Annotated in this window: 16 protein-coding genes and 2 pseudogenes; 7 read left to right on the forward strand and 11 right to left on the reverse strand. The window is 66.5% G+C overall.

All coding sequences use genetic code 11. From position 1 onward, the window contains the following. Positions 1-105: 105 nt before the first annotated feature. The 8 genes from topA to bldG form a co-directional block, all read right to left on the reverse strand. On the reverse strand, positions 106-2946 hold the full coding sequence (gene topA, locus OG194_RS20845) for a type I DNA topoisomerase (RefSeq protein ID WP_327402331.1): 2841 nt from the start codon (positions 2944-2946) through the stop codon (positions 106-108). A 409-nt stretch (positions 2947-3355) separates the two neighbouring features. Next, positions 3356-3553 (reverse strand): hypothetical protein, encoded by a 198-nt coding sequence (locus OG194_RS20850; RefSeq protein WP_327402332.1) that lies wholly within the window; start codon positions 3551-3553, stop codon positions 3356-3358. Positions 3554-3648: 95 nt separating this feature from the next. After that, a complete protein-coding gene (locus tag OG194_RS20855; protein ID WP_327402333.1) occupies positions 3649-5979 on the reverse strand; it encodes a serine/threonine-protein kinase in 2331 nt (776 codons plus the stop codon). Positions 5980-6738: 759 nt separating this feature from the next. Continuing rightward, a complete protein-coding gene (locus OG194_RS20860; RefSeq protein WP_327402334.1) occupies positions 6739-8259 on the reverse strand; it encodes a class I SAM-dependent methyltransferase in 1521 nt (506 codons plus the stop codon). A 137-nt stretch (positions 8260-8396) separates the two neighbouring features. Further along, positions 8397-8993 (reverse strand): small secreted protein, encoded by a 597-nt coding sequence (locus tag OG194_RS20865; RefSeq protein WP_327402335.1) that lies wholly within the window; start codon positions 8991-8993, stop codon positions 8397-8399. A 204-nt stretch (positions 8994-9197) separates the two neighbouring features. Next, positions 9198-11606 (reverse strand): sodium-translocating pyrophosphatase, encoded by a 2409-nt coding sequence (locus tag OG194_RS20870; RefSeq protein WP_327402336.1) that lies wholly within the window; start codon positions 11604-11606, stop codon positions 9198-9200. Between the two features lie 311 nt (positions 11607-11917). Then, positions 11918-12355 carry an ATP-binding protein gene (locus OG194_RS20875; RefSeq protein WP_327402337.1) on the reverse strand — a complete coding sequence of 146 codons (438 nt, stop codon included), beginning with the start codon at positions 12353-12355 and terminating at the stop codon, positions 11918-11920. A gap of 118 nt (positions 12356-12473) precedes the next feature. Continuing rightward, entirely contained in the window at positions 12474-12815 is a 342-nt protein-coding gene (gene bldG, locus OG194_RS20880) for an anti-sigma factor antagonist BldG (RefSeq protein WP_003975386.1), read from the reverse strand. 80 nt (positions 12816-12895) lie between these two features. On the opposite strand from bldG, the gene OG194_RS20885 reads away from it, so the two are divergent. Next, the gene (locus OG194_RS20885) at positions 12896-15442 is read left to right on the forward strand and encodes a DEAD/DEAH box helicase (RefSeq protein ID WP_327402338.1); all 2547 of its coding nucleotides are present in this window, start codon (positions 12896-12898) and stop codon (positions 15440-15442) included. On the opposite strand, the pseudogene OG194_RS20890 reads toward OG194_RS20885, so the two are convergent. The 3 genes and pseudogenes from OG194_RS20890 to OG194_RS20900 form a co-directional block, all read right to left on the reverse strand. Continuing rightward, positions 15408-15752: pseudogene (locus OG194_RS20890) on the reverse strand (Rv3654c family TadE-like protein); the annotation flags it as partial. The gene OG194_RS20885 and the pseudogene OG194_RS20890 overlap by 35 nt on opposite strands. A gap of 50 nt (positions 15753-15802) precedes the next feature. Next, on the reverse strand, positions 15803-16180 hold the full coding sequence (locus tag OG194_RS20895) for a TadE family type IV pilus minor pilin (RefSeq protein ID WP_327402339.1): 378 nt from the start codon (positions 16178-16180) through the stop codon (positions 15803-15805). After that, positions 16167-16292, reverse strand: a pseudogene (locus tag OG194_RS20900) (DUF4244 domain-containing protein); the annotation flags it as partial. The pseudogene OG194_RS20900 and the gene OG194_RS20895, both read right to left, overlap by 14 nt. A gap of 52 nt (positions 16293-16344) precedes the next feature. On the opposite strand from OG194_RS20900, the gene OG194_RS20905 reads away from it, so the two are divergent. The 6 genes from OG194_RS20905 to OG194_RS20930 all read left to right on the forward strand — a co-directional run bounded on the left by OG194_RS20905 (position 16345) and on the right by OG194_RS20930 (position 24876). Next, complete coding sequence (locus OG194_RS20905) at positions 16345-17988, forward strand: recombinase family protein (RefSeq protein WP_327402340.1); 1644 nt, start codon at positions 16345-16347, stop codon at positions 17986-17988. 201 nt (positions 17989-18189) lie between these two features. Further along, a complete protein-coding gene (locus OG194_RS20910; protein ID WP_327402342.1) occupies positions 18190-18549 on the forward strand; it encodes a hypothetical protein in 360 nt (119 codons plus the stop codon). 171 nt (positions 18550-18720) lie between these two features. Beyond that, the gene (locus tag OG194_RS20915; RefSeq protein WP_327402343.1) at positions 18721-19209 is read left to right on the forward strand and encodes a DUF3846 domain-containing protein; all 489 of its coding nucleotides are present in this window, start codon (positions 18721-18723) and stop codon (positions 19207-19209) included. 313 nt (positions 19210-19522) lie between these two features. Next, the gene (locus OG194_RS20920) at positions 19523-21718 is read left to right on the forward strand and encodes an SGNH/GDSL hydrolase family protein (RefSeq protein ID WP_327402344.1); all 2196 of its coding nucleotides are present in this window, start codon (positions 19523-19525) and stop codon (positions 21716-21718) included. 123 nt (positions 21719-21841) lie between these two features. Further along, on the forward strand, positions 21842-22354 hold the full coding sequence (locus OG194_RS20925; protein ID WP_327402345.1) for a hypothetical protein: 513 nt from the start codon (positions 21842-21844) through the stop codon (positions 22352-22354). Positions 22355-22653: 299 nt separating this feature from the next. After that, positions 22654-24876, forward strand: a complete 2223-nt coding sequence (locus OG194_RS20930) for a type IV secretory system conjugative DNA transfer family protein (RefSeq protein ID WP_327402346.1) — start codon at positions 22654-22656, stop codon at positions 24874-24876. Positions 24877-25057 lie beyond the last annotated feature (181 nt).

Raw genomic sequence — 25057 nt, forward strand, 5'->3', positions numbered from 1 at the left:
AGCCGCGCCCGCCCGGACCTGCGCACGCCCCGACACCAAAGTGATGCCGGGGCGTTCGTTTCGCGACCCTGTGGTGCAGGAAGCGTGCGCTCCCCAACCGTCCGATCAGTCTTCGGACGTCACCTTGGAGGTGGCCGTCTTCTTGGCCGTCGCGGTCTTGGCGGCGGTGGTCGTCTTCTTGGCGGCCGTCGTCGTCTTCTTCGCCACGGCCTTCTTCGCCGTCGTCGTCTTCTTGGCGGGCGCCTTCTTGGCCGCCGTCTTCTTCGCCGGGGCCTTCTTCGCCGTCTTCTTGGCGGGCGACTTGGCCCGCTTCTCGGCGAGCAGCTCGTAGCCGCGCTCCGGGGTGATCTCCTCGACACTGTCGTCGGAGCGGAGGGTCGCGTTGGTCTCGCCGTCGGTGACGTACGGACCGAAGCGGCCGTCCTTGACGACGACGGGCTTCTCGCTGACCGGGTCGGTGCCCAGTTCCTTCAGCGGCGGCTTGCCGGCGGCCCGGCCGCGCTGCTTGGGCTGGGAGTAGATCTCCAGCGCCTCTTCGAGGGTGATCGTGAAGAGCTGGTCCTCGGCCGTCAGCGAGCGGGAGTCCGTGCCCTTCTTCAGGTACGGCCCGTAGCGCCCGTTCTGCGCGGTGATCTCCACGCCCTCGGCGTCCTTGCCGACGACGCGCGGCAGCGACATCAGCTTGAGGGCGTCGGCGAGCGTCACCGTGTCGAGGGTCATCGACTTGAACAGCGAGGCCGTACGCGGCTTGACGGCGTTCTTCCCGGTCTTCGGGGTGCCCTCGGGGAGCACCTCGGTGACGTACGGGCCGTAGCGGCCGTCGCGGGCGATGATCTGGTTGCCCGACTCCGGGTCGGCACCGAGCTCGAAGTCACCGCTCGGCTTGGCGAGCAGCTCCTCCGCGAGCTCGACCGTCAGCTCGTCGGGGGCCAGGTCCTCCTGCACGTCGGCGCGCTGGTGGTTCTCGGAGTCCTTCTCGCCGCGCTCCACGTAGGGGCCGTAGCGGCCGACGCGCAGCATGATGTCGTTGCCGACCGGGAAGGACGACACCTCGCGGGCGTCGATCGCGCCCAGGTCGGTGACGAGTTCCTTGAGGCCGCCCAGGTGGTCGCCGTCGCCGTTGCCGGCCTCGGCGGCGCCCGTCGCCTCGCCCTCGCCGAAGTAGAAGCGCCGCAGCCACGGCACGGCCTGCGCCTCGCCGCTGGCGATGCGGTCGAGGTCGTCCTCCATCTTGGCGGTGAAGCTGTAGTCGACGAGCCGACCGAAGTGCTTCTCCAGGAGGTTGACGACGGCGAAGGACAGGAAGGACGGCACCAGGGCCGTGCCCTTCTTGAAGACGTAGCCGCGGTCGAGGATCGTGCCGATGATCGACGCGTACGTCGACGGGCGGCCGATCTCGCGCTCTTCGAGCTCCTTGACGAGGCTGGCCTCGGTGTAGCGGGCCGGGGGCTTGGTGGCGTGCCCGTCGACCGTGATCTCCTCGGCGCTGAGCGCGTCGCCCTCGGCGACCTGCGGCAGCCTGCGCTCGCGGTCGTCCAGCTCCGCGTTCGGGTCGTCGGCGCCCTCTACGTAGGCCTTCAAGAAGCCGTGGAAGGTGATCGTCTTGCCGGAGGCGCTGAACTCGACGTCCCGGCCGTCGGACGAGGTGCCCGCGATCTTCACGGTGACGGAGTTGCCGACCGCGTCCTTCATCTGGGAGGCGACGGTCCGCTTCCAGATCAGCTCGTACAGCCTGAACTGGTCACCGGTCAGGCCGGTCTCGGCGGGCGTGCGGAAACGATCACCCGAGGGGCGGATCGCCTCGTGCGCCTCCTGGGCGTTCTTGACCTTCCCGGCGTACACGCGGGGCTGGGCCGGCAGGTAGTCGGCGCCGTACAGCTGCGTCACCTGGGCGCGGGCGGCGGTGATCGCCGTCTCGCTCAGGGTCGTGGAGTCCGTACGCATGTAGGTGATGTAGCCGTTCTCGTACAGCTTCTGCGCGACCTGCATGGTGGCCTTCGCCCCGAAACCGAGCTTGCGGCTGGCCTCCTGCTGGAGCGTCGTCGTACGGAACGGGGCGTACGGAGAACGTCGATACGGCTTCGACTCGACGGACCGGACGGCGAACCGCGTGTCCTCCAGGGCGGCGGCCAGCGCGCGGGCGTTGGTCTCGTCGAGGTGGAGGGTGTTCGCGCCCTTGATCTGGCCCAGGGAGTCGAAATCGCGCCCCTGGGCGACGCGCTTGCCGTCGACGGCCTGGAGGCGTGCGACAAGGGTCGACGGGTCGCTCGCGTCGCCCGCCCGGCCGGTCCCGAAGGTGCCGGTCAGGTCCCAGTACTCAGCGGAACGGAACGCGATGCGCTCGCGCTCACGCTCGACGACGAGCCGGGTGGCGACGGACTGGACACGGCCGGCCGACAGGCGCGGCATGACCTTCTTCCAGAGGACCGGTGAGACCTCGTAGCCGTAGAGGCGGTCGAGGATACGGCGGGTCTCCTGGGCGTCGACCAGGGGCTGGTTGAGGTCGCGCGGGTTGGCGACGGCGGCGCGGATCGCGTCCTTGGTGATCTCGTGGAACACCATGCGCTTGACCGGGACCTTGGGCTTCAGGACCTCAAGAAGGTGCCACGCGATGGCCTCGCCCTCGCGGTCCTCATCGGTGGCGAGGAAGAGTTCGTCGGAGTCCTTGAGCAGGTCCTTGAGCTTCTTGACCTGGGCCCGCTTGTCGGCGTTGACCACATAGATCGGCGCGAAGTCGTGGTCGACGTCCACACCGAGGCGGCGGACCTCGCCGGTGTACTTCTCGGGCACCTCCGCGGCGCCGTTGGGAAGGTCGCGGATGTGCCCGACGCTCGCCTCGACGACATATCCGGGGCCCAGGTAGCCCTTGATCGTCTTCGCCTTGGCAGGGGACTCGACGATGACGAGTCGGCGGCCGCCGTGTGCGGTCTCGCTGGTCGGGGACAACTTCGCTCTTCTCTCCGGTCGACGCTGGGGCCTCCCCCGGGGCAGGCGGCTCCGGGGAGGAGCAGGTGCGTTTCCGCGTCGTTCGGTACGTGCTCTCGGTGATCCGGTGGGAGGTCCTCGTAGCGGGGCTACCAGGGCCTTCGACCGGCTCGGCGAGACTGCGTGCCGGGCGGCGTGGGGACGTGCCTGCATCTCCCCGGGGGTGCTCAGTCCCGGGGTCGGGTCATGGTGACGCTGCGGAGTGTGACGGTACATCCCGCCCCCGTGTCAAACGGGAAAAGCCCGCAACGGCCACTCGAACGGTAACCCGACTACCGCCATTCCTGCCGCCCGGAGTCCCCACCGGGCTTTTCGGAGCCATCCGGAGGGTGATCTCCCACCTGGCCGCGCCGCAGCTCCGGCGCGGGGCTCAGACGTGCAGGAAGCACCAGGTTCCGAGGAGCAGGGCGACGACCGCGGCGAGGCTCGCGAGGGTCGCCGATGCGACCGGGCTCACACCCTGGGCGACGGGTTCGCGGTGCCGGACCCTGGCCACGGTCCACAGCAGCAGCGCGGCTCCGAACAGGGCGAACACCGACCCCGCGAAGATCGCCGGCCCGCTCTCCATACGTGTCCCCTCCCGACCTGATACCCCGGTCCGGGAGGCTGGCACCCATGGGCGACGGACAGGCCAACTCCCGGTGAATTCGCGGCGGACAGCGCTCACGCGGTCGTGCCGGAGGACGATATCGCCCCGGTCGTCCGGGACCGATCGGCCTGGCCCACAGTGCACACGACCGAGTCGAAACCGGCCCTCCAGTTGCTCTCGTCGGACAGATACCCGAAGACGGAACGGTCGGATCCGGGCGCCCAAGTCGACTCGAACCTGTTGCCGCACAGCTTGTTCCCCTGCCGCAGCGCCTCCTGGAACGTCATCGTCCGCGGGGCCGTCACGAAACCGATCACCTGGTCGGTGTGCTGATCGGCACAGTCGGTCAGGGTCGCGGTGAAGTACGTCTTGTGGTCGACGTACAGCCAACAGTCACCGAGGCTCATCTCGGTGGTCCACACGCTCGACCCGGTGCTCCGGAAGCGCCCTATCTCCCCGCCGATCGGCACATGCCGGCCGAGCACGAGACACGCCGTACCGCCCCCGGCCGCCCCGAAGCCCGCCTCGGTCGGAGTGAGGGCGTAGACGCCCGCGTCGGCCAGAGCCCGGGCCGCCTCCCCCACCTTCCCCGCGCACCGCTCGCCCCCGTGAGCCCGGGCGTCGGCGAAGTCGCTCGCCGCGTCGACCGCCATCACCTGCCCGTCCGGAACGCCGTGCGCACAACTCACGACCCTCAGTTCGGGCCGCGACGCGAACGCCGTCCCGGACCACACCGCGTGCACACAATCCCCGGTCCGCAACGCCTTCTTGAGCCCGACTCCCTCGCCGTACGGATAGGCGGAACCGGCCGACACCGACGCGGAGGGGGACGCCTTCTTGGTCGCCGCCGTGTCCTTGCCGCCGCTCAGCGAACTCACCGCCCACACCCCACCGACGACGACCAGCGCGACGGCCACCACGAGAGCGACGATCGCCGCGATCGGCACCCGGCGCCGCCCACCGCCGACAGGCCCCGGGCCACCCGGATACGTCGGCCCCTGACCGCCCGCGTACGGCGGCGTGGGCGCGCCGGCCGGGTAGGCCTCCGGCCGGGCACCCTGACAGCCGCCCTGATAAGGCATCGTGGGGCTGTTCGCGTACGGATTCCATCGACCGTACGGCCCGCCGCCCTCACCCGAACCAGCCTGCCCCTGGGGGCCGTACGGCGATGCGGAGCCACCCGGGGTGTTCGGCGTACCGGGAGTCGGCGGAGTGCCGGAAGTGTGCGGGGTGCCAGGGGTTGGCAGGCCCGCGGGCGTGGAGCCCCCGGGAGGGGCCGCGGGCTGGTCACCGTAGGGCGCCGAGCCGTGAGGGGTGGCCCCGGACCCTCCCGGCGTCCGCGGGGCGTAGGGACCGCCTACGTAGGGACCGCCCATGGCGTATCCGCGCGGCCCGCTCGCGATGTGGCCCGGCGCGGCGCCCTGCGGCTGATCGGCCGCCTCCCAGCCACCCGGTGCCGGGCCGAAGCCGCCCGGTGCCGAACCCAGGTCGCCCGGCGCCGGCCAGAAGCCCTCCGGCGTCGACCCGCTCCCCGGCGCCGCACCGACCCGCCGCCCCACCCGCTCCAACCCCCGCGCCGCAATCTCAGGCGTCGACCTCAACGCCGGGTCCTTGACCAGTAACCCCTGGAGCACCGGCGCCAGTTCACCCGCACGGACGGTCGGCGTCGGCTCCTCGTCGAGCAGAGCCGTGAGCGTCGCCGAGTCACCGTGGCGGTCGAACGGGCCGCGGCCCTCAACGGCGGCGTACAGCGTGGCGCCCAGGGAGAACAGGTCCGCGGCCGGAGTCGGCGGCTCACCGCGAGCCCGCTCCGGGGCGAGGTAGCCGGGAGTGCCGGCGGTGCCGGTGAGGCGAGGTTCGTGGGCCTCGGGCTGGAGGGCGATGCCGTAGTCGGTGAGCAGCACGCGCGCGTATGGATCGCCCGAAACGTCCGGCGCCAGAAGGATGTTGGCCGGTTTCACATCCCCGTGCAGGATGCCGATGCGGTGTCCGGCGGTGAGCGCGTCGAGGACGGCGAGCCCGATGCGGGCCACCAGGGCGGGCGGCAGCGGGCCCGAACGCCGTAGGACCGCCTGGAGGTCGACGCCGTCCGGGACGTACTCCGTGACGATCCAGGGCAGGCCCTCGTGGAGCACCACGTCGTGCACGGTCGCCACATGCGGATGGCCGCGCAACCGGGCCGCGTGCCGCGCCTCACCGCGAGCCCGTGCGATGCGCTGCGCGCGCTCGCCGCCATCCCCCGACGCACCCGGCAGCGCGATCTCCTTGACGGCGACCTCGCAGGCCGACTCCTCGTCGTACGCGAGCCATACGCGCCCCATGCCGCCCGCGCCGAGCACGCGCAGCAGCCGATAGCGGCCGTCGACGACCCTGCCCTCGTCCTGTTCCGGCGTATCCCCGGCCATCACGCCTCCCCCGAGACGGCGCGCCTCCCCCGAGGACGCGTGGAACCTGTCTCCGAAACTAGCCTCGCACCCGCCACTGACAAGAGGGCTTCTCCGCACCGATCCGAACAATCTCGCCGGGTGCGGACACATGCGGCTCAGCGGTACGGGGAGGCCTCAGGCGTGACAGGGGCGGCGAGGGGCCGGGGCGCCGTACGGCAGGGCGATCGGCGGATACGGCGGGCACTCGGCGGCGTCATGGTCGGGCGTCCGTAGGCACGGTGGACGGCGCGAGGGACGAATCGGCGGCAGGCACAGTCGACGGCGCGAGGGACAGGTCGGCCACAGACACAGTCGACGGCGCGGCAGTCCGGCGGCCGAGGCACGGTCGGCAGACGCGAGCGGCCGGTCGGTCGGCAGACGCAGGCACCGACCGAGAACAACCGCCCGGCCGGGACCAACTCCCTTCCGGGAACTGCCAGTCGACCCGAGAGCAACAGGCCCGCTCCATCCTCGGGAAACGGTCGGCCGCCGACAACCGGTCGCCACCCATGCCGGTCAGCCGTCCGAAACCGCCCGCCGCCCTTCGCAAGCCAGCCGCCCCCAACCGACCGCCGCCCCACGCCAGCCGCCCTCAACCGACCGCCGCCCGGCGCCAGTCAGCCGTCCGCACCCGTTCGTCGCCTGCGCCGGTCAGCCACCGACGCCAGTCACCCCGGCACGCCGGTCAGCCGCCGGACACCAGTCACCCCGCCACGCCAGTCCGCCGCCGCACACCAGTCACCCCACCGGCTCCAAGAACCCCTGCTCCACCAACAACCGAATCTGCGCCGGCGTCCGGTCACGGAGCAGAACCGGGTCCTCGCCCACGAGTTGGGCGATGGCGTCCAGGATGCGCCCCGCGCTCAGCGTGCCGTCGCAGACGCCGGCGAAGCCCGCGCCGACCATGTCGACCTTGGTCGCCCGGCGCATGCCGCGGTGCTGGCGGAGCACGACGTGCTCGGGGTCCTCGGCGCCGGGCAGGCCGACCTGTTCCTGGATGATCTCGTCGGCCAGTCTGAAGTGGGCGGCGAGCAGGGCCGCGTCGTCATGGGCGCGCAGATAGTCGACCCGGTCGAAGTGCACGCGCACGGTGTCGCCGAGCGGCTGCTCGACCGGGTGCGGCCACTCCTCGACGGTGATCGAGGGTGCGTCGGAGTCCGTCCTGCGCAGGGTGATCCAGCCGAAGCCCACGGCCTTGACCTTGCGCGCCTCGAACTCGTCGAGCCACGCGTCGTAGAGCGCCTCGTACGCGGCCGTGTCGCCCTGGTGGTCGCCCGCGTCCCTGAGCCACAACTCGGCGTACTGCGTGACGTCCTGGACCTCGCGCTGCACGATCCAGGCGTCGCACCCGCGCGGCACCCAGGAGCGCAGCCGGTCCTGCCAGTCCTCCCCCTCCACGTGCTGCCAGTTGGCGAGGAACTGCGCGAATCCGCCCTCGCGCAGACGATCGCCCGCCTGCTGAACGAGCGACCGGCACAGATCGTCCCCGCCCATCCCGCCGTCGCGGTAGGTCAGCCGGGCGCCCGGCGAGATCACGAACGGCGGGTTGGACACGATGAGTTCGTAGGTCTCGTCGTCCCGGACCGGCTCGAAGAGCGAGCCCTCGCGGAGGTCGGCGGCCGGCGCGCCGGACAGCGCGAGGGTGAGCGCGGTGATGCGCAGGGCACGGGGGTTGAGGTCGGTGGCCGTCACGCGCGTGGCGTGCCGGGCCGCGTGCAGCGCCTGGATGCCGGAACCGGTGCCGAGGTCGAGCGCGGCGGAGACCGGCATCCGTACGGTGATCCCCGCGAGCGTGGTGGACGCGCCGCCCACCCCCAGGACGACGCCCTCCTCACGGCTGCCGATCCCGCCGGCCCCGCCGACCGCGCATCCCAGGTCGGACACGATGAACCAGTCCTCGCCGTCGGGCCCGCCGTACGGCCGTACGTCCACGGTCGCGGCGACCTCGTCGGTGCCTACGGAGACCAGCCACCCGCTCTCCACGCACGCGGCGACGGGCAGGACGTCCGCCACGCGTGCGTGCGGCACGGGCTGCTGGAGCAGGAACAGCCGGACCAGCGTCTCCAGCGGGGTGTCGCCTCTGGTCGCCCGGAGGGCCGGCACGGTCTCGCTGCGGGCCAGCGCCGCGTACGCGGGGGCGCCGAGCAGGTCGAGCAGTCCGTCGGCGGTGAAGGCGGCGCCGAGCAGGGCGTCCCGGAGTCGGGCGGCGACCTCCGGGCGGTCGGATACGGGCAGGGTGGGCAGGGTGGAGTTACTCACACCCCCATTGTGGCCGCTCCCACCGACAACCCGGGTGGCACCGACCGACAAGGCCCCCGCGCATGCGAAGGCCCCGGCACGCACGCGTACCGGGGCATCTTTCAGCTACTGAAAGATCGCTGCCTACAGGGAATGCGTCAGGCCGCCGACGACGAAGCCACCGGAGTAGCCGTCTTGCAGGCCTCCTGCTTGGTCATCGCCTTGCCGACATCGCCCTCTTCGAGGGTCTTCAGGGCGTCGTTCCCGCTCGTGCTGAGCTTGTCCAGCGAGGTCGCGATGTCCTTGAGGCCGTCCGCGAACTTCGCCTGGTCCTTGGTGTTCAGCGCGTCCACCTGCCCCTTCAGGGTGGCGTACGACGTGGAGATGCCGTTGAGCTCCTTCACCGCGTCCTGCTGCTTCTTCGCGCCGTTGTCGACGTCCGGTGCCCCGGCGGTGTTCACGGCGGCCCCGATCGCCTTGTAGGCGTCGGACATGTCCTGGAAGGCCTGCGAGTCGGTCTTCTGGACCTCTTCGGGGGTGCTGTTGTCCGAGGTCTCCTTCTGGATCGCCGTGTTGGCGGCCTCGATCTTCTTCGCCTGCGGCTGCACCGCGACGCAGACCTGCTTGGCCCAGGCGTCCAGCTTGGCATCGCTGTCGTCGCCACTGCCGCCGCATCCCGACAGCGCCAGTACCAGTACCGCACCGCCGGACAGTGCGGCCGCGAGCTTCTTGTTCACCGGGTTGGTCCCTTCCATGGCTCTCGGCCCCGGAACATACACGGCGGACAGGCCGCACCTCCGGGCCTAAGGTCCGATAGAAGTCCTTTTGAAGCCATTTGCACCAAGCGAGAGAAGGCTCACGACGAGGGCCTGAACACACAGAACGGGCGGGCGGCGCCCACAACTCGCGCCACCCGCCCGCCCGTTGAGCCGGACTTCGTAGAACCGCCTACGAACCGCCTACGAAACGACCGCCGGATCCGCCGACTTGGCCGTCCGGTCGGTGTCGTCGCCGTCGTCCCCCACGGCGATCCCGCGCCGCTTGGAGATGTACACCGAGACGGCGATCACGAGGAACGCGAGGACCGCGATCGCGATCCGCACCCCGGTGTTCTTGTCGTCGCCGTAGCTGAACTTGATGACCGCGGGCGCGATGAGCAGCGCGACGAGGTTCATCACCTTCAGCAGCGGGTTGATGGCCGGACCCGCGGTGTCCTTGAACGGGTCGCCGACCGTGTCGCCGATCACCGTGGCGGCATGGGCCTCGCTGCCCTTGCCCCCGTGGTTGCCGTCCTCGACGAGTTTCTTCGCGTTGTCCCAGGCACCGCCCGAGTTCGCGAGGAAGACCGCCATCAGCGTGCCGGTGCCGATCGCGCCCGCCAGGAACGAGCCGAGCGCGCCGACGCCGAGCGTGAACCCGACCGCGATCGGCGTGAGCACGGCGAGCAGACCGGGCGTGGCCAGCTCGCGCAGCGCGTCCTTGGTGCAGATGTCGACGACGCGTCCGTACTCCGGTGTCTCGGTGTAGTCCATGATCCCGGGGTGCTCGCGGAACTGCCGCCGCACCTCGTAGACCACGGCCCCGGCGGACCGGGAGACCGCGTTGATCGCCAGCCCGGAGAAGAGGAAGACGACCGCTGCTCCGACGATGAGCCCGACCAGGTTGTTGGGCTGGGAGATGTCCATCATCAGGTTGAGTGGCGCGCCCGGTCCGGAGACCTTCTCGCCGACGTCGTTGGCGGCGGTGAGGATCGCGTCCCGGTACGACCCGAAGAGCGCCGACGCCGCCAGGACGGCGGTGGCGATGGCGATGCCCTTCGTGATGGCCTTGGTGGTGTTGCCCACCGCGTCCAGGTTGGTGAGCACCTGCGCGCCCGCGCCCTCGACGTCGCCGGACATCTCGGCGATGCCCTGCGCGTTGTCGGAGACCGGCCCGAAGGTGTCCATGGCGACGATCACACCGACCGTGGTGAGCAGACCGGTACCGGCCAGCGCCACCGCGAACAGCGCCAGCATGATCGAGGCGCCGCCGAGCAGGAACGCCCCGTAGACCGCGAGACCGATCAACAGGGCGGTGTAGACGGCCGATTCGAGGCCCAGCGAGATCCCGGCGAGGATGACGGTGGCCGGGCCGGTGAGCGAGGTCTTGCCGATGTCCATCACGGGACGGCGGTTGGTCTCGGTGAAGTAGCCGGTCAGCTGCTGGATCAGCGCGGCGAGCACGATGCCGATGGCCACGGCGACGAGCGCGAGGATCCGCGGATCGCCGTCCTTGCCCTTGATCGCCGCGTCGGTGACTCCGTCGAGATCGCCGTACGACGACGGCAGATAGACGAAGACCGCGACCGCAACCAGCACGAGCGAGATCGCCGCGGAGATGAAGAACCCCCGGTTGATCGCGGACATGCCGCTGCGGTCGGTCCGGCGTGGCGCCACCGCGAAGATGCCGATCATGGCGGTGACCACCCCGATCGCCGGCACGAGCAGCGGGAAGGCGAGCCCGGAGTCGCCGAAGGCCGCCTTGCCGAGGATCAGCGCGGCGACCAGCGTCACGGCGTACGACTCGAAGAGGTCGGCCGCCATGCCCGCGCAGTCGCCGACGTTGTCGCCCACGTTGTCGGCGATGGTCGCGGCGTTGCGCGGGTCGTCCTCCGGGATGCCCTTCTCGACCTTGCCGACCAGGTCGGCGCCGACGTCGGCGGCCTTGGTGAAGATGCCGCCGCCGACGCGCATGAACATGGCGATGAGGGCGGCACCGAGGCCGAATCCCTCCAACACCTTGGGCGCGTCGGCCGCGTACACCAGCACCACGCACGAGGCGCCCAGCAGACCGAGCCCCACCGTGAACATGCCGACGACGCCGCCCGTGCGGAAAGCGATCTTCATTGCTTTGTGCGAGACGGCGGTGAGATCCTTTTCGGGCTCACCTTCCGCCGGGGTCGCTTCCCGGGCCGCCGCGGCGACGCGGACATTACTGCGTACGGCGAGCCACATGCCGATATAGCCGGTGGTCGCCGAGAACACCGCGCCGATCAGGAAGAAGATCGATCGTCCGGCGCGCTGATTCCAGTCGTCCGCGGGAAGCAGCAGAAGCAGGAAGAAAACGATCACGGCGAATACGCCGACCGTGCGCAACTGCCGCCCCAGATAGGCGTTCGCGCCCTCCTGGATCGCCGTCGCGATCTTCTTCATGCTGTCCGTGCCCTCGCCGGCCGCGAGCACCTCGCGGACCAGGACGCCCGCGACCACGAGCGCTGCCAGCGCCACGAGGCCGATCACCATCACGAGGATGCGGTTGTCGTCGGTCAGAACTGCTGCTGCGAAGGTTGTGGGGTGGTCAAACTGCTGAGGGGTAGAAAGCCCCGCCATTCGTCCTCCTTGACGCCTGTGCTGAGCTCAAGATGTGGACGGATTGTAGGTACCGGAACCTGATCAAAACAGTGCGCGGCAAACGGAATTGGTCTTCGCATAGTAATGCCTTAAAAGCATTGATGCTTGATCAAATTATCGGGGCGCCGATCAAGGCGATGATCGGGACGTCGATCCGTATTGATCGTGAATTGATTCACGAATTCTTTCGCACCGGGGAAGCCCTGCCGTCGCACCGTCGCGGAACTCGCCCGGAAATGCCGAAGGGCCCTGCTCAGCAGGGCCCTTCGGCTGTGGTGTGCGGCGCTTTCTCAGGAAAGCGCCGTGGCCGGCGGTGTCGTCGGCCAGGTCATACGGATCGTTCCGCCGTGCTCCCCCGCGGTGACCTCGACGTCGTCGACGAGCCCGCTGATGACAGCGAGACCCATCTCGTCCTCCTCGGTCTCCGCGTCCGGATCGTCGCCCAGGGACCCGGGCGCCTTGTCGCCGGGAGCCGAACGTGGTGCCTCATCGCCGACCTCGATGGAGAACTGCTTCTCCTCCTCGATCAGCAGCACCTTCACCGGGGCGGTGATCCCACTGCTCTGATGCAGCCCGACGGCACGGGTACAGGCCTCACCTACGGCGAGTCTGACCTCGTCGAGTACGGCCTCGTCCACTCCGGCCCTGCGCGCCACCGCTGCCGCCACCAGTCGGGCGGTCCTGACGTGCTCGGGCAGCGCGCTGAAGCGGAGTTCAACGGTGGCCATGCATCCCCCTCGGGACTACGGGCGTGCTGTCGGAGGGCCGGGCCGCCGAAAGCCCGGTCCACCGGTCGTCTATACGGCCGATCGGGGAGCGGTCACACGCCGCTCCCGAAACGGTCGGTCAGTCGGTGGCCGCCACCGCTTCCTCGACCGAGGTGTGAATCGGGAACACCTTGGTGAGGCCGGTGATACGGAAGATCTTCAGAATGCGCTCCTGGTTGCAGACCAGGCGCAGCGAGCCCTCGTGGGCACGCACCCGCTTCAGGCCGCCGACCAGCACACCGAGCCCGGTGGAGTCGAGGAAGTCGACACCCTCCATGTCAACGACGAGGTGGAAACTCCCGTCGTTCACCAGCTCGACCAGCTGTTCGCGCAACTTGGGCGCGGTATATACGTCGATTTCGCCACCGACCTCGACGACCGTACGATCGCCGACGGTACGGGTCGACAGGGACAGGTCCACGGATCCTCCAGCACCTTGCTATCGAGCGGTCATCCCATGGGACACCTCGGCAGAGCCCCCAGGACGGTTCGCCAGCCGCGATGGCATTCAATCACTTACCGCAGGGCGTGCACGACGCCTTGGCTCCATTGTCCGTCACGCCAGTGACACACTCGGTGCCGATGGCCAAGAATCAGCGAACCGATCGACCCTCGGCGGACCCCGTGTCCGGCCTCTCGCCGAGCACGGTTCTGGACCGGCTGGCGTCGGGACCGAGCCGGGCTTCGCGCATCACTCATACGGAGCACTTGCCCCCGCGCGAGGGCCGCCATGCCGTCTGGCCTGACCGGATTCGTGCGGAGGTGATCGCCACCGTCCAGGAAGCCGGTATCGAACACCCCTGGGCCCACCAGGCACAGGCCGCCGAGCACGCCCTCGACGGCGAGTCAGTGATCGTTGCCACAGGCACCGCCTCGGGCAAGTCGCTGGCTTATCTGGTATCGGTCCTCTCCGCGCTCCTCGACGGCTCCGAGGCGCCGAACGGCCGCGGTACCACCGCGCTCTACCTCGCGCCCACAAAAGCCCTGGCAGCGGACCAGCTCCGCTCCGTGAAGGAACTTTCACAACCGCTGGGCAATGCCGTCCGCCCGGCCGTGTACGACGGCGACACTCCGTTCGAAGAGCGCGAGTGGGTACGCCAGTACGCCAACTACGTCCTGACCAACCCCGACATGCTCCACCGCGGCATATTGCCCTCGCACCCGCGCTGGTCCTCCTTCCTGAAGTCCCTGAAGTACGTCGTCATCGACGAGTGCCACACCTACCGGGGCGTCTTCGGCTCCCACGTCGCCCAGGTGCTCCGCCGCCTGCGCCGCCTCTGCGCCCGCTACGGCTCCTCCCCCGTCTTCCTCCTCGCCTCCGCCACCGCCGCCGAGCCCTCGGTCGCCGCCCGCCGCCTCACCGGCCTCCCGGTGGTCGAGGTCGCCGACGACGCCTCGCCCCGCGGTGAACTGGTGTTCGCCCTCTGGGAACCCCCGCTCACCGAACTCCACGGCGAGAAGGGCGCACCCGTCCGCCGTACGGCCACCGCCGAGACGGCCGACCTCCTCACCGACCTCGCCGTCCAGGGAGTCCGCTCGGTGGCCTTCGTACGGTCCCGGCGCGGCGCCGAGCTGATCGCGCTGATCGCCCAGGAACGCCTCGCCGAGGTCGACCGCTCACTGGCCCGCCGGGTCGCCGCCTACCGCGGGGGCTACCTCCCCGAGGAACGCCGCGCCCTCGAACGCGCCCTCCACTCCGGCGAGTTGCTCGGCCTAGCCGCCACCACTGCCCTCGAACTCGGCATCGACGTCTCGGGCCTGGACGCCGTACTGATCGCCGGCTACCCGGGCACCCGCGCCTCCCTCTGGCAACAGGCGGGCCGCGCCGGACGCTCCGGCCAGGGAGCGCTGGCCATCCTGGTCGCCCGCGACGACCCCCTGGACACCTTCCTCGTCCACCACCCGGAGGCCCTGTTCGACCAGCCGGTGGAGTCCACGGTCCTGGACCCGGACAACCCCTACGTCCTGGCCCCCCACCTGTGCGCGGCGGCAGCCGAACTCCCGCTCACCGAAGAGGACCTGGACCTCTTCGGCCCGGCGACGGCGGACCTGCTGCCACAGTTGGAGACCGCGAAGCTGCTCCGCCGCCGGGCGAAGGCCTGGCACTGGACGCGCCGCGAACGGGCCGCCGACCTCACCGACATCCGCGGCGGGGGCGGAAACCCGGTCCAGATCGTCGAGAACGGCACGGGCCGCCTCCTGGGCACGGTCGACGAGGCCGCCTCCCACACGACCGTCCACGAAGGCGCGGTCCACCTCCACCAGGGCCGCACGTACCTCGTGCGTTCCCTGGACCTGGAGGACTCGGTAGCCCTGGTCGAGGAGGCCAACCCGCCCTACTCGACGGTCGCCCGCGACACCACGGCCATCTCCGTCCTGGAGACGGACATCGAAATCCCCTGGGGCCAGGGCCGGTTGTGCTACGGCTCCGTCGAAGTCACCAACCAGGTCGTCTCCTTCCTCCGCAGACGTGTCATCACCGGCGAAGTCCTGGGCGAGTCGAAACTCGACCTCCCCCCGCGCACCCTCCGCACCCGCGCCGTCTGGTGGACGGTCACGGAGGACCAGTTGGACGCGGCCCGCATCAACCCCGAGATCCTCGGCGGCGCCCTCCACGCCGCCGAACACGCCTCCATCGGCATGCTCCCCCTCTTCGCCACCTGCGACCGCTGGGACATCGGCGGAGTCTCGGTCCCGCTCCACCCGGACACGCTGCTCCCCACGGTCTTCGTCTACGACGGCCACCCGGGCGGCGCGGGCTTCGCGGAACGCGCCTTCCACACGGCCCACGCCTGGCTCACCGCCACCCTCCAGGCCATCGCCTCCTGCGAATGCGACGCCGGCTGCCCGTCCTGCATCCAGTCCCCCAAGTGCGGCAACGGCAACGATCCGTTGCACAAGCGGGGGGCTGTGCGGCTACTCAGGGAGCTGCTGCGGGAGGCACCGGAGGCGCAGGGCCCGCTGGAGGCGCAGGCACCTGTGGTGCCGGAGGCAGTGGTGCCAGGGGCGGTGGTGGTACCGGCCCCGCAGGTCCCGCCCGTGACCTGACCTCCGCCGCGAACGGGCCCCGGCCCGCCGACGCCGTCACGTCCGACGTCTCGCCCACGACCGCGCACCGCACGAGCCGCGTCCCCTGCTCCCGTGCCACCCGCTCCGCCCGGGCGCAGGCCCCGGTACCGCCCTCCGCCCAGTGGTCGGCCGCCGCGAGCGCCGCGAGATCCGCACCGCCGGCCGCACGGTGCCGGGCCACGACGGCCTGCCCCAGGGCCAGCACGACCCCGAACACGACGCACATCACGGCCATCGCCCCGAGGCTCCACACGGTGGCGGACCCACGGTCCGAGTGACGGGATCTCATGTGCTCCAGGGCCGGGACACGGCGCCTCGCAGCGGCCCGAATACGACACCTCACGGCCCCGCCCTCCCCTCGCCCACCGTCTCCTCCGCCAACGCCACGGCCTCCTCCCGCACCTCGAAGGGCAGACCGCTGAGCACCGGCGGTTTCGCGACCACGACGACGTGGACCTGGTCGCCCTCCCGGGCCACGGTGACCTCCGCGCCGCGCGGGGCCGTGTCCCGGACCACCCGGACGACCGCGTCGGCCGGGTCCTGCCGAGCCGCGGCGCGGGCGCCGGAGCGGGCCGCGTCCACGCACTGGATCTGCGCGGCCACCACCAACAACCCCCACACCAGCGCCATCGCGAACATCACCAGCACGGGCAGCACCACGGCCGCCTCCGCCGTCACGAACCCCTCGTCCCCGCCCCGGCGTTCACACCTTCGCATCGAGGGCCCGCTTCACGATGTCCTGCAACTCCGCGCTGACCGCCCCGCTGGTCACCACCTTGTAGAGCACCACCGCGAACGCCACCGCCGCGACCAGCCCCATCGCGTACTCGTCAAATTCCTATGCATCCATTACAATGGATCATGAAAAGGAATAAACGAATATGCTCGACCAATTGGAGGGACAACTCGCATTCGGTTATCTGCGCATAAGCGATGACCGAGAAGGTAAAGAGCTTGGTGTTCAGCGCCAAGAAGAAGACATCAAGGCACTCGCCGCACAGCTCGGATTGATCCTCGTTCGCATCTACTGCGACAACGACATCTCCGCTAGCACCAACAGCGATGAGTACCGATCGGACTACGAAGACATGATGGGTCAACTTGAAGTTGGCCCGGTCAAGGTCGTGCTGTCCTACACCAAAGCGCGCCTCACTCGTAAGCCCGAAGAGAACGAGCGACAGCTCAAACTCGCTCGGTTCCACGGCGTCAAGTACCGCTACGTACGCGGCCAATCACTTGACCTCACAGTGTCGGCGAACCGAAAGATGGACCGCATCCAGAACGTCATGGATGCAGGTACAGCTGAAGACATCCAAGAACTCGCCCTCCGCAAAAAGCTCCAGAATGCTCGCGAGGGAAAGTGGGATGGCGGTCCGCGCACCTTCGGGTACGGAAAAGTCATCGGGTACGACCCGGTCAAAGAGAAGGACATCGTCGACCCGTACCAAGTACGGGACGATGAAATCGCGGCGCTCCACGAAGGAAAGCGCAAGACGCTCGCCGGAGACAGCCAGTTCACGTGTGTTCAGAACTGGAACGACAAAGGCATAAAGACAACGAGGGTAGGCCAAAAGACCAAGCTCAAGGACAAGATCTCTATCTGCGACGGGCGTTGGGACATCGGCAAGTTCAGGCGCACGATGCTCAACGAAAGTTATGTGCAGTTCGACCCCACCGGCCACCCCACTGATTGCCCGTGTCTCAAGAACCCGGAGACTGGCGGCACGCGGATTCATAAGAACGAGCGGCACCGTGCGAAGTGGCCGTACGTTTTCACCCGCGCTGAACACGACGCCATGGAGGTCATGTTCAACGGGCGCGAAAAGTACTGGGTGAACAAAGGGGGTGTCCGAGCCCGCACCTATCTGCTGAGCGGCTTCACGGAATGTGGCGGTACGTGGCGTGACACAGAGAGGAAAGGCCAGTACTGCGGCGGAGTGATGTACGGCCAAGGAAAGACGTACCCACTCGCAGACGGAACCATCAAGTACCAACGGCGGTATGCTTGCAAGAAATGGAATCGAGACGGTAGCCGCTCCGGGTGTTGTTCCGTCTTCCGCATCGCCGATGCCGTCGAAGCATTCGTCACAGAGCAAGTGCTGTACCGGTTCGACTCACCAGACATCCTGCGTGCACTGGTTCCAGCAGATAATGAACTCCGCATGGCCGAAGTGATCCAGGGACTTGCTGAACTTCAAGCGCGACGCGAGTTGTTGGCTGCCGAGTACGCGGCAGGCGATCACGAAAAGGAGGACTACCGCATCATGAAGCAAACGGTCCTCGACAAGATGGCGAAGCTCGACACCGAGAAGAAGCAACTCATGAGCGCCAAGGCAAAGAGCCTTGCTGTCCCAACCGACGGCGGCCTACGCGCGATCTGGGACAACGCAAGCATCGAGTGGCGAGCCAGCGTTATCCGGCTTGTGGTCGAGAAGGTCGTGATTCACCCGAGTATGCCTGGCGGGAAGATGTGGAACGGGTGGCGCTTCGATCCCGACTCAGTTGAGATTGTCTGGCTTCACTAACCAATAGTGCCAGCTTGGCAACGATAGCGGGGTGCTCCACTTTTAGGGGCACTCCGCTTTTTGCTGTCGATTTCTGCAATCGGTCTAGATCTTCTGCCGTCATTATCACTAATTATACGCCAGCAGCCTTCACCAACCAAACTTCCCAAGCGCTCCGTAAAATCGTTTTGGCTTAATAAGAGTACGGACAAGGAACAAGCCTTGACCGAGCACCGAAACACCGAGTGGAGCAGAAAGATGGCAATCGTCAGTCAGAAGGTCTCAGACCTTAGCGGTAAGCAGGGGACCGACAAGCAGTTCGCCGCAGTCGTCGTCCGGCAGCACCCGGACATCGACCAGCCGAAAGCGCTGGACGTCCTGGCAACCGAACTGGGCGCGTTCAAGGACATCAGCGATGACCTCGTGATCATCGAGATCACGACGCCCGACGGTAAGAAGCGCGATGCCTACGTTCCCCTGGAGGAGTTCAACAAGGCTGCAACCGACATGCCTCAGATTCTGAAGGATGCACGCGGCACCCGTGGCCGCGTCCCCGGAACCAAGGTCGGCAACGGCAGCTAACCCCCCTAGCTCCGTTCTGCCAACGCTCCCGGTAGCACGGAAATCCCCCGTCCTGGTGGCCCGAAAGGACCATCGGGGCGGGGCTTAACAACTTCACCGTGAGGTTCAAATCTGGAGTGAAATGACCGTCACTCCAGACACAGTCCCACGGTCGAGAGAGCAAGTGGTTACGTGATATCCGGCATCCTTTTCCCCTGCGTCGAGGAGCAGCCCATCAAGCGGGTTGAGTTCGACGCGGAGAACGTGGAAACCATGCAAGGCATCGTCGGCGGTTCGTACGAGGCGTTCAACTTCGACAGTCCGCCGGCTTCGATCTTCGCGAATGACGAAGCGATGCTCTGGTCCCTGCCCTACAACCTACGTGCCACCGTTCTACTGTGGCAGCACTCCAAGGGGCTCCGCGGACAGGCGTATATCAGTGGGGACGCAATCCTCGTAGGTAGCGCCGATGGACGCGGATTCACCAAGTCGGTGCCCCAGCAGTTGATAGAGCTGCTCCTCGAAACCGAGACGTACGGCGTTGAGTTCCTACACCACCCCAACGGCCCTTGGTCGCGTAAGGCGGTGACGTTCACCGGATGGTTGGAGGCGTACAACTACGCCATCATCCACGAAGAAACGTTCGCCACCGTCAGAAGTGCTCGGATCATCGGCGTATAGCAAGTCGCGGTTAGTCCGTGGGATTCCCCCTCTTCGGAGGGGGTTTCTTTTACCTCCAAAAGGTAAGGGAGGCGGAAGTCTTTTAATTTGCGCTGATTGTTGTAAATTCTACGGCTTTGCAGAAATGGAGAAACCTGTCATAAATACACCTGGCTCTCAGTCAAACAGGGGCGATCAATGGGTGCGGCCATGCCGAATGCGGCAAGGCCTTCTTTTTTTCGCTTCCGCACGTTAAAAACTCGGTTCAACCAAGTAATGAAAGATGGTGAAACACCACATGCGTCAGAAACGGCGCTCAACACGAGTGACGATCGTGTCCATCTTGATGGGCATGCTGATGTCGCTCGGTCTGGTCGCGGTCTCTTCGGGGACGGCGAACGCAGCAACGTCGTTCACGACTTCGTGGACACCCGTCAACATCGCACACAACGCCATCGTTACCAGCCCTGCTGGTGACGTCACTGTCGGGTGTGAGGGAACGGATCTCGTCACATACAACGCTTCGGGCGTCGTGACGCGAGACATCCCGACCACGCCGCAAATCGATGGAGCCAACAACTGCATCGAGTTCCCCGTCGTGGACAAGACCGGTGACCTCTACGGAGTATCCGGCCCGGACCTGCTCGCGTACCACGGCAACACGCTCAAGTGGAAGTATCCGCTGAGTTGCAGTTCCAGTCTGCCGTCCCAATACGCCGTAGGTGCTAACGGGAACGTCTATGCCACGGTCCGCGAGTCGGATGGCGTTCACATCATCGGGCTCAATCCCACCCTCGCAGCCGGCCAAACCGTGCCGACGAAGGTGATGGACGTCAAGGGCCCGAACGATTGCACCATGAACGTCTATCCCTACAAGGATGGCGTCATGGTGCGCGGGCAGCAGAGTGGAGGCGCTCAGTACTACAGCTACGGCGGTACGTTCCTGGGTAGTACAAACGTCACGGATCAGCAGTCGCTCAACGCCACGGGGCAGCTGTACTACGACCAGTACGTTCAGGGCAGTGGCTACAGAAGCATCAACGTTGTCGCCTTCGACCCCACGATCTACGACCCCACAGTCAGTAAGACCACGTGGAGTACGCAGGTTTCGGTGCCTGGGGCAAACGTCAATGGCATCTGGATGCAAAGCCTCGCCAATGGCGGCGTGGTCGCACTCGTCTACGAACAGAAGATGAGCGCACCGAACGTCCCGTTCACGCCGACCACCTATGAGTATCACCTGGTGACACTCAACGCATTCGGCATCCAGGTAGGCAGCGATGTCACCCTGCCGAACGCAGACGGGCTGGGGAATTCCTACGACAGGCCGACTCTCGTCTCCGATACAGGCGGCAAGGTCAGCTTCGTCCGCGAAGTCTGGGTCGCTACGGGTAACTCCGGAACGCCCCTCGTCCCCGCCATTCAGGTGTCGTTCATCGACACGACGACTGGTGCTCTCACGGGAACGCAGACGTTGAGCGGCAATGCCACCCCGGCATCCGGCTCACTCTACGGCTACGATCTGATCACCACCGGGTTCAACGGGCCGATATCCGGGCCGAATGGCCTGTACGTCGTCGCTCAATGCGTCAAGAGCTGCCCCAGTGGCAGCACGGGCACCAAGCTGTACCCGATCACTATGACCGGGGCCAGCATGGACTATCCGCGCGGGAGCGTACTCACTCAATCCCAACGACCGACAGCGGCTTACTGGGCGCTCGGTGACTCGTTCTCATCGGGAGAAGGTAACTCGCCGTTCTTGGCGGGGACCGACTCCACCATCAACACCTGTCACCGCAGCAGCGTCGCCTACCCGGAGGTACTCTCTGGAAGTAGCGTCAAGATCCCGACGTTGACCACAGCTGGATTCCGAGCATGCTCGGGGGCAGTCACGGGCAATATCTGGGATTACGACCGGTGGAACGAGAGCTTCCAGACCGACTGGTGGCCGGACACGACGACGACACTTGTCACCATCACCATCGGGGGCAACGACATCGGGTTCTCAGACTTCGCTAGCGCTTGTGCGTTGCCGAATAGCTCGTGCGACTCTGATACACCCGCATACACCAATGCGCTGAATCACATTAACGGCGACTTGGCAACCAAGCTCACTGCGGCCTACCAGAACATTCTGACCATGGCACCGAACGCCAAGGTCTACGTGATCGGGTACCCGCAGGTGGTGGCCAACAAGTTGGTCAACGATCCCATCGATGCTCGATGCCCAACTTTGTACCAAGGAACCACCCACTACGGCAATGCTCGGGCGGCTCGCTACATTGTGACGCAGCTCGACCAGAAGATCTCAACGACGGTGGGTGCGGTCGGCAACGCTCGACTGCGCTACATCCCGGCAGACGGGAGCAGTTCGCCGTTCGTAGGGCATGAGATCTGCGGCACCAGCAGCACCACCTGGTTCCAGAACCTCGACCAGGCGCTCACCAACAAGGCGTACGTCTTTCACCCCAATGCTCTCGGGCAGCAGGGGTACGCCACACTTGTCGCACCGGTGATCAACGCTGGGTAAACCGACGTAACTGAAGAGCCACGGCCCTCGGTCCCTCGAACTGCACAACAGCAGTACGGGACTGGGGGCTTCTTCAATTTCATCTATTGTTTTCAAAATCGCGAATTGTTATGATGTAAGAAGATGACAAATACCTCAAAATCCACCACTCTAAAAAAGAAGAAATCAATAGCCTCCAGTAATCAGCCGCCAATCGTAGCGGAAACGCCTTCGGACACCGGATTTAGTCCAGACAGGTGGCTACTCATCTTTCCGGTCGGCGCCATGGTTGTCATTTGCCTATACATCTTCATAATGTCAGCTGACTATTTATTACATATAGCACCACCGTTCCTTGATGCCTTTCTAATTCCACCCTTTCCGGCTTTACTCATCGCATTGCTTGGATTAGGGTACATCTATAATACCCTCAAGGGCAGACCTATCAGAAAGCTCTCAAGGATTATTGTCCGAATACTCCTCATTGTGTTTCTTGCGTTCTTGCCATTTGCCGCAACTTCCGCATGGGGAGGAAATGGTCCAGATGCCAATCCCTTCTTGGCCTATGCACTTTTTGGCAACCCCTTCACTCTGGCAATCTTAAGTATCCTTGCGATAGCTGGCGGAGTGGGGCTCATGGGAAAATTGAAGAAGTAACAGGCTACATGTTGATTTCTTAGGTATCGGGTCCATCGCATCGCGGTGGATCTTTTGATTTCAGCCAACCCCGCACCGTCGCCTCCACTCCGCCTCAGCTAACCCCAATACCGGCCAGGCATAGTAAGAGGTAAGAGCAACCGCCCCGATCGACAGCAGACCACAGACGCCCGACGAGATTGCTCCCAAATGAAAAGTTGAGTAATTACGTCAGCGCAGGTTCCCTGAACCCTGGTGTTCAGCCTTCTTCTTGACGCCCTCAACTTCCAAGAACCCGTGTAACTGGAAGGAGGGATGCCATGACACAAAACCCCACTATCAAGCGCAGAGGACCACCAGACCACTCGGGCCCGATCTGGTTCGAGGTGCATTTTCCTCACGAGCTGAGCGTCGCCCAGGTGGTCAAGGCGCTTCAGCCGCTTGCCTACCGGCCAGTGATCGGCTGGTTCAAGCGCACGCCGGCCGTCGTCCTTGAGATGCGCGGTTCATCAGGTGGCGATGTTCGCTGGCTGGTCGGTGTCGACCAACAGATCAGCGGCGAACTACCGGGACAGCTCACGGCGCAGCTTCCGGGCCTGGTACTCGTTCCCCTCTACCGTCCTCCACGTCCCGTACCGATGGTCACGGCGACCATTCAGCCGGTTGGCCTCGGGCAGCCGCTGAGGACAGACATGGCGGCCAGCGTCACGGCTGGACTCCTCGAAATCATGAACGCCCTCGGGACGGGCGAATCTGCTGCCGTCCAATGGGTCATCGGGCCTGCACAATCACGCCGCAGCAGACCAGAACCGTTCAACGCCGCCCGCGCTCTTGGCCTAGTCGCCGTTGCTCACGAGACGGCGGACGATCGGCGACTCTGGAAGCAGAAGGCCGCCGAGCCACTATTCGCCGTACGCGGCCGGATCGGTGCTCGTGCCCGCGATCCTGAGTACGCCCGCGCCATCGTGCGGATGTTAGGCGCGGCGCTCCAGCTCGTCAGCAACGCTCATGCAGAACTGCGCATCAGCCGCCCGACGATGCGTGACGTGAGCCAGCTTGACCAAGCAGCGACGTTGCGGTGGTCGGGCATCCTCAATGCTGCCGAACTAGCCGCCGTCATCGGGTGGCCCGTAGATGGAGCTGCTCGTCTACGCACGGCGCACGGTCGTCAGTACCCGGCACCACCGCAGATCACCGTGCCGGTAGAACGGCGTCACCAACCGCGCGACCGCGTCCTCGGCGCCGGCCTGCACCCAAGTCAGCGCGATCGACTGGTCACCCTGCCGACGGAGAGTTCCCTGCACCACCTGCATGTCGTCGGACCGACTGGAAGCGGCAAATCAACCTTGCTGGCACAGCTCCTCCGAGCCGACATCCACGCAGGCCGAAGTGTCTTCGTTCTAGAACCGCGCGGTGACCTCGTAGAAGAAGTGTTGGCCGGCGTACCCGCGGAGCGTCGTGAGGACGTCGTCATCATCGAGCCGGGATCACTCGGCGAGGTCGTCGGGTTCAATCCGCTCGCCGGGAGTACCGAGGACGCGGAGCAACGCGCCGACCATCTCTTGCACTTGTTCCGTGAGCTGTATGGGACAAGCCTCGGGCCACGTAGTGCCGATGTCCTCATGCACGCCCTGGTGGCGCTTGCCCGCAGCGACCAAAGCACGCTCGCCGATCTACCGGTCATCCTGACCAACGCCGCGTTCCGCCGACGAGTGCTCGCGAGTGTCAACGACCCGCTCGTCCTGGCCCCGTTCTTCTCTTGGTACGACGGACTGTCAGAAGCAGAGCGGCAACAAGTCGTCGCGCCCGTACTGAACAAGACGCGCGCCTTCCTCAGCCGCACCGCCATCCGAAGACTCCTCGGCCAAGCCTCGCCGCGGTTCGGGTTGGACGAGCTGTTCTACCGTCCGCGCATCGTGCTGGTGAACCTGAACACCGGCGTCATCGGAAGCGAGACGTCCCAGATGATCGGGGCGTTGCTGGTGACGCAGCTCTGGCAAGCGATGCAGCGCAGAGCCTTGATGCCCTCGACCCACCGGCAGCCGGCCATGGTGGTCATTGACGAGGTTCAGAACTACCTGCGCCTCCCCGTAGACCTCGGCGACATGTTCGCCCAGGCGCGCGGCCTTGGTGTCGGGCTCACCGTGGCGCATCAGCACATGGGCCAGCTCTCGCCAAAGATGCGGGCCGGACTCATCGCCAACGCTCGCAGTCGTGTTGTCTTTCGCCCCAGCAGTGAGGACGGCTCGGCACTAGCGAGCGTTCTTGGCGGCGGCCTGGTCGCGGATGACCTCGCACTCCTCGGGGCCCACGAGGCGTACGCCGAAGTCCTGGTGAACCACCAGCCAAGCGAACCGTTCCTTATCCGTACGCGTCAGCCGGACGGCCGCGTCCTCAGTGATCCCACTGACCTACGCCGCCAGAGTGTGGCGCGGTACGGGGTCGACGGCGCTGGGCTCGACGCAACGCTTCGTCAGCGCTGGCAGGGCAACGACCAATCACCAGGCGGACCCATAGGGCAACAGCCACGGAGGACGGCATGACCTGCCCTTCGCTCCGTGCTTCGCATCGTGTCGTACGCGGTGGTCGGTACTCCTCTGTTACTGGAGAGGAGGCACCAAAGAAACTCTCACCACCAGGAGTGTTCCTATGGTGAGACCACTCTCTATCCCCACGGCGCGGGTGGAACGGTTGCGTTCTCGGCTCAGTCCGCGTGACCATGCT

The organism is Streptomyces sp. NBC_01288 (genome assembly GCF_035982055.1).
GTDB lineage: Bacteria > Actinomycetota > Actinomycetes > Streptomycetales > Streptomycetaceae > Streptomyces.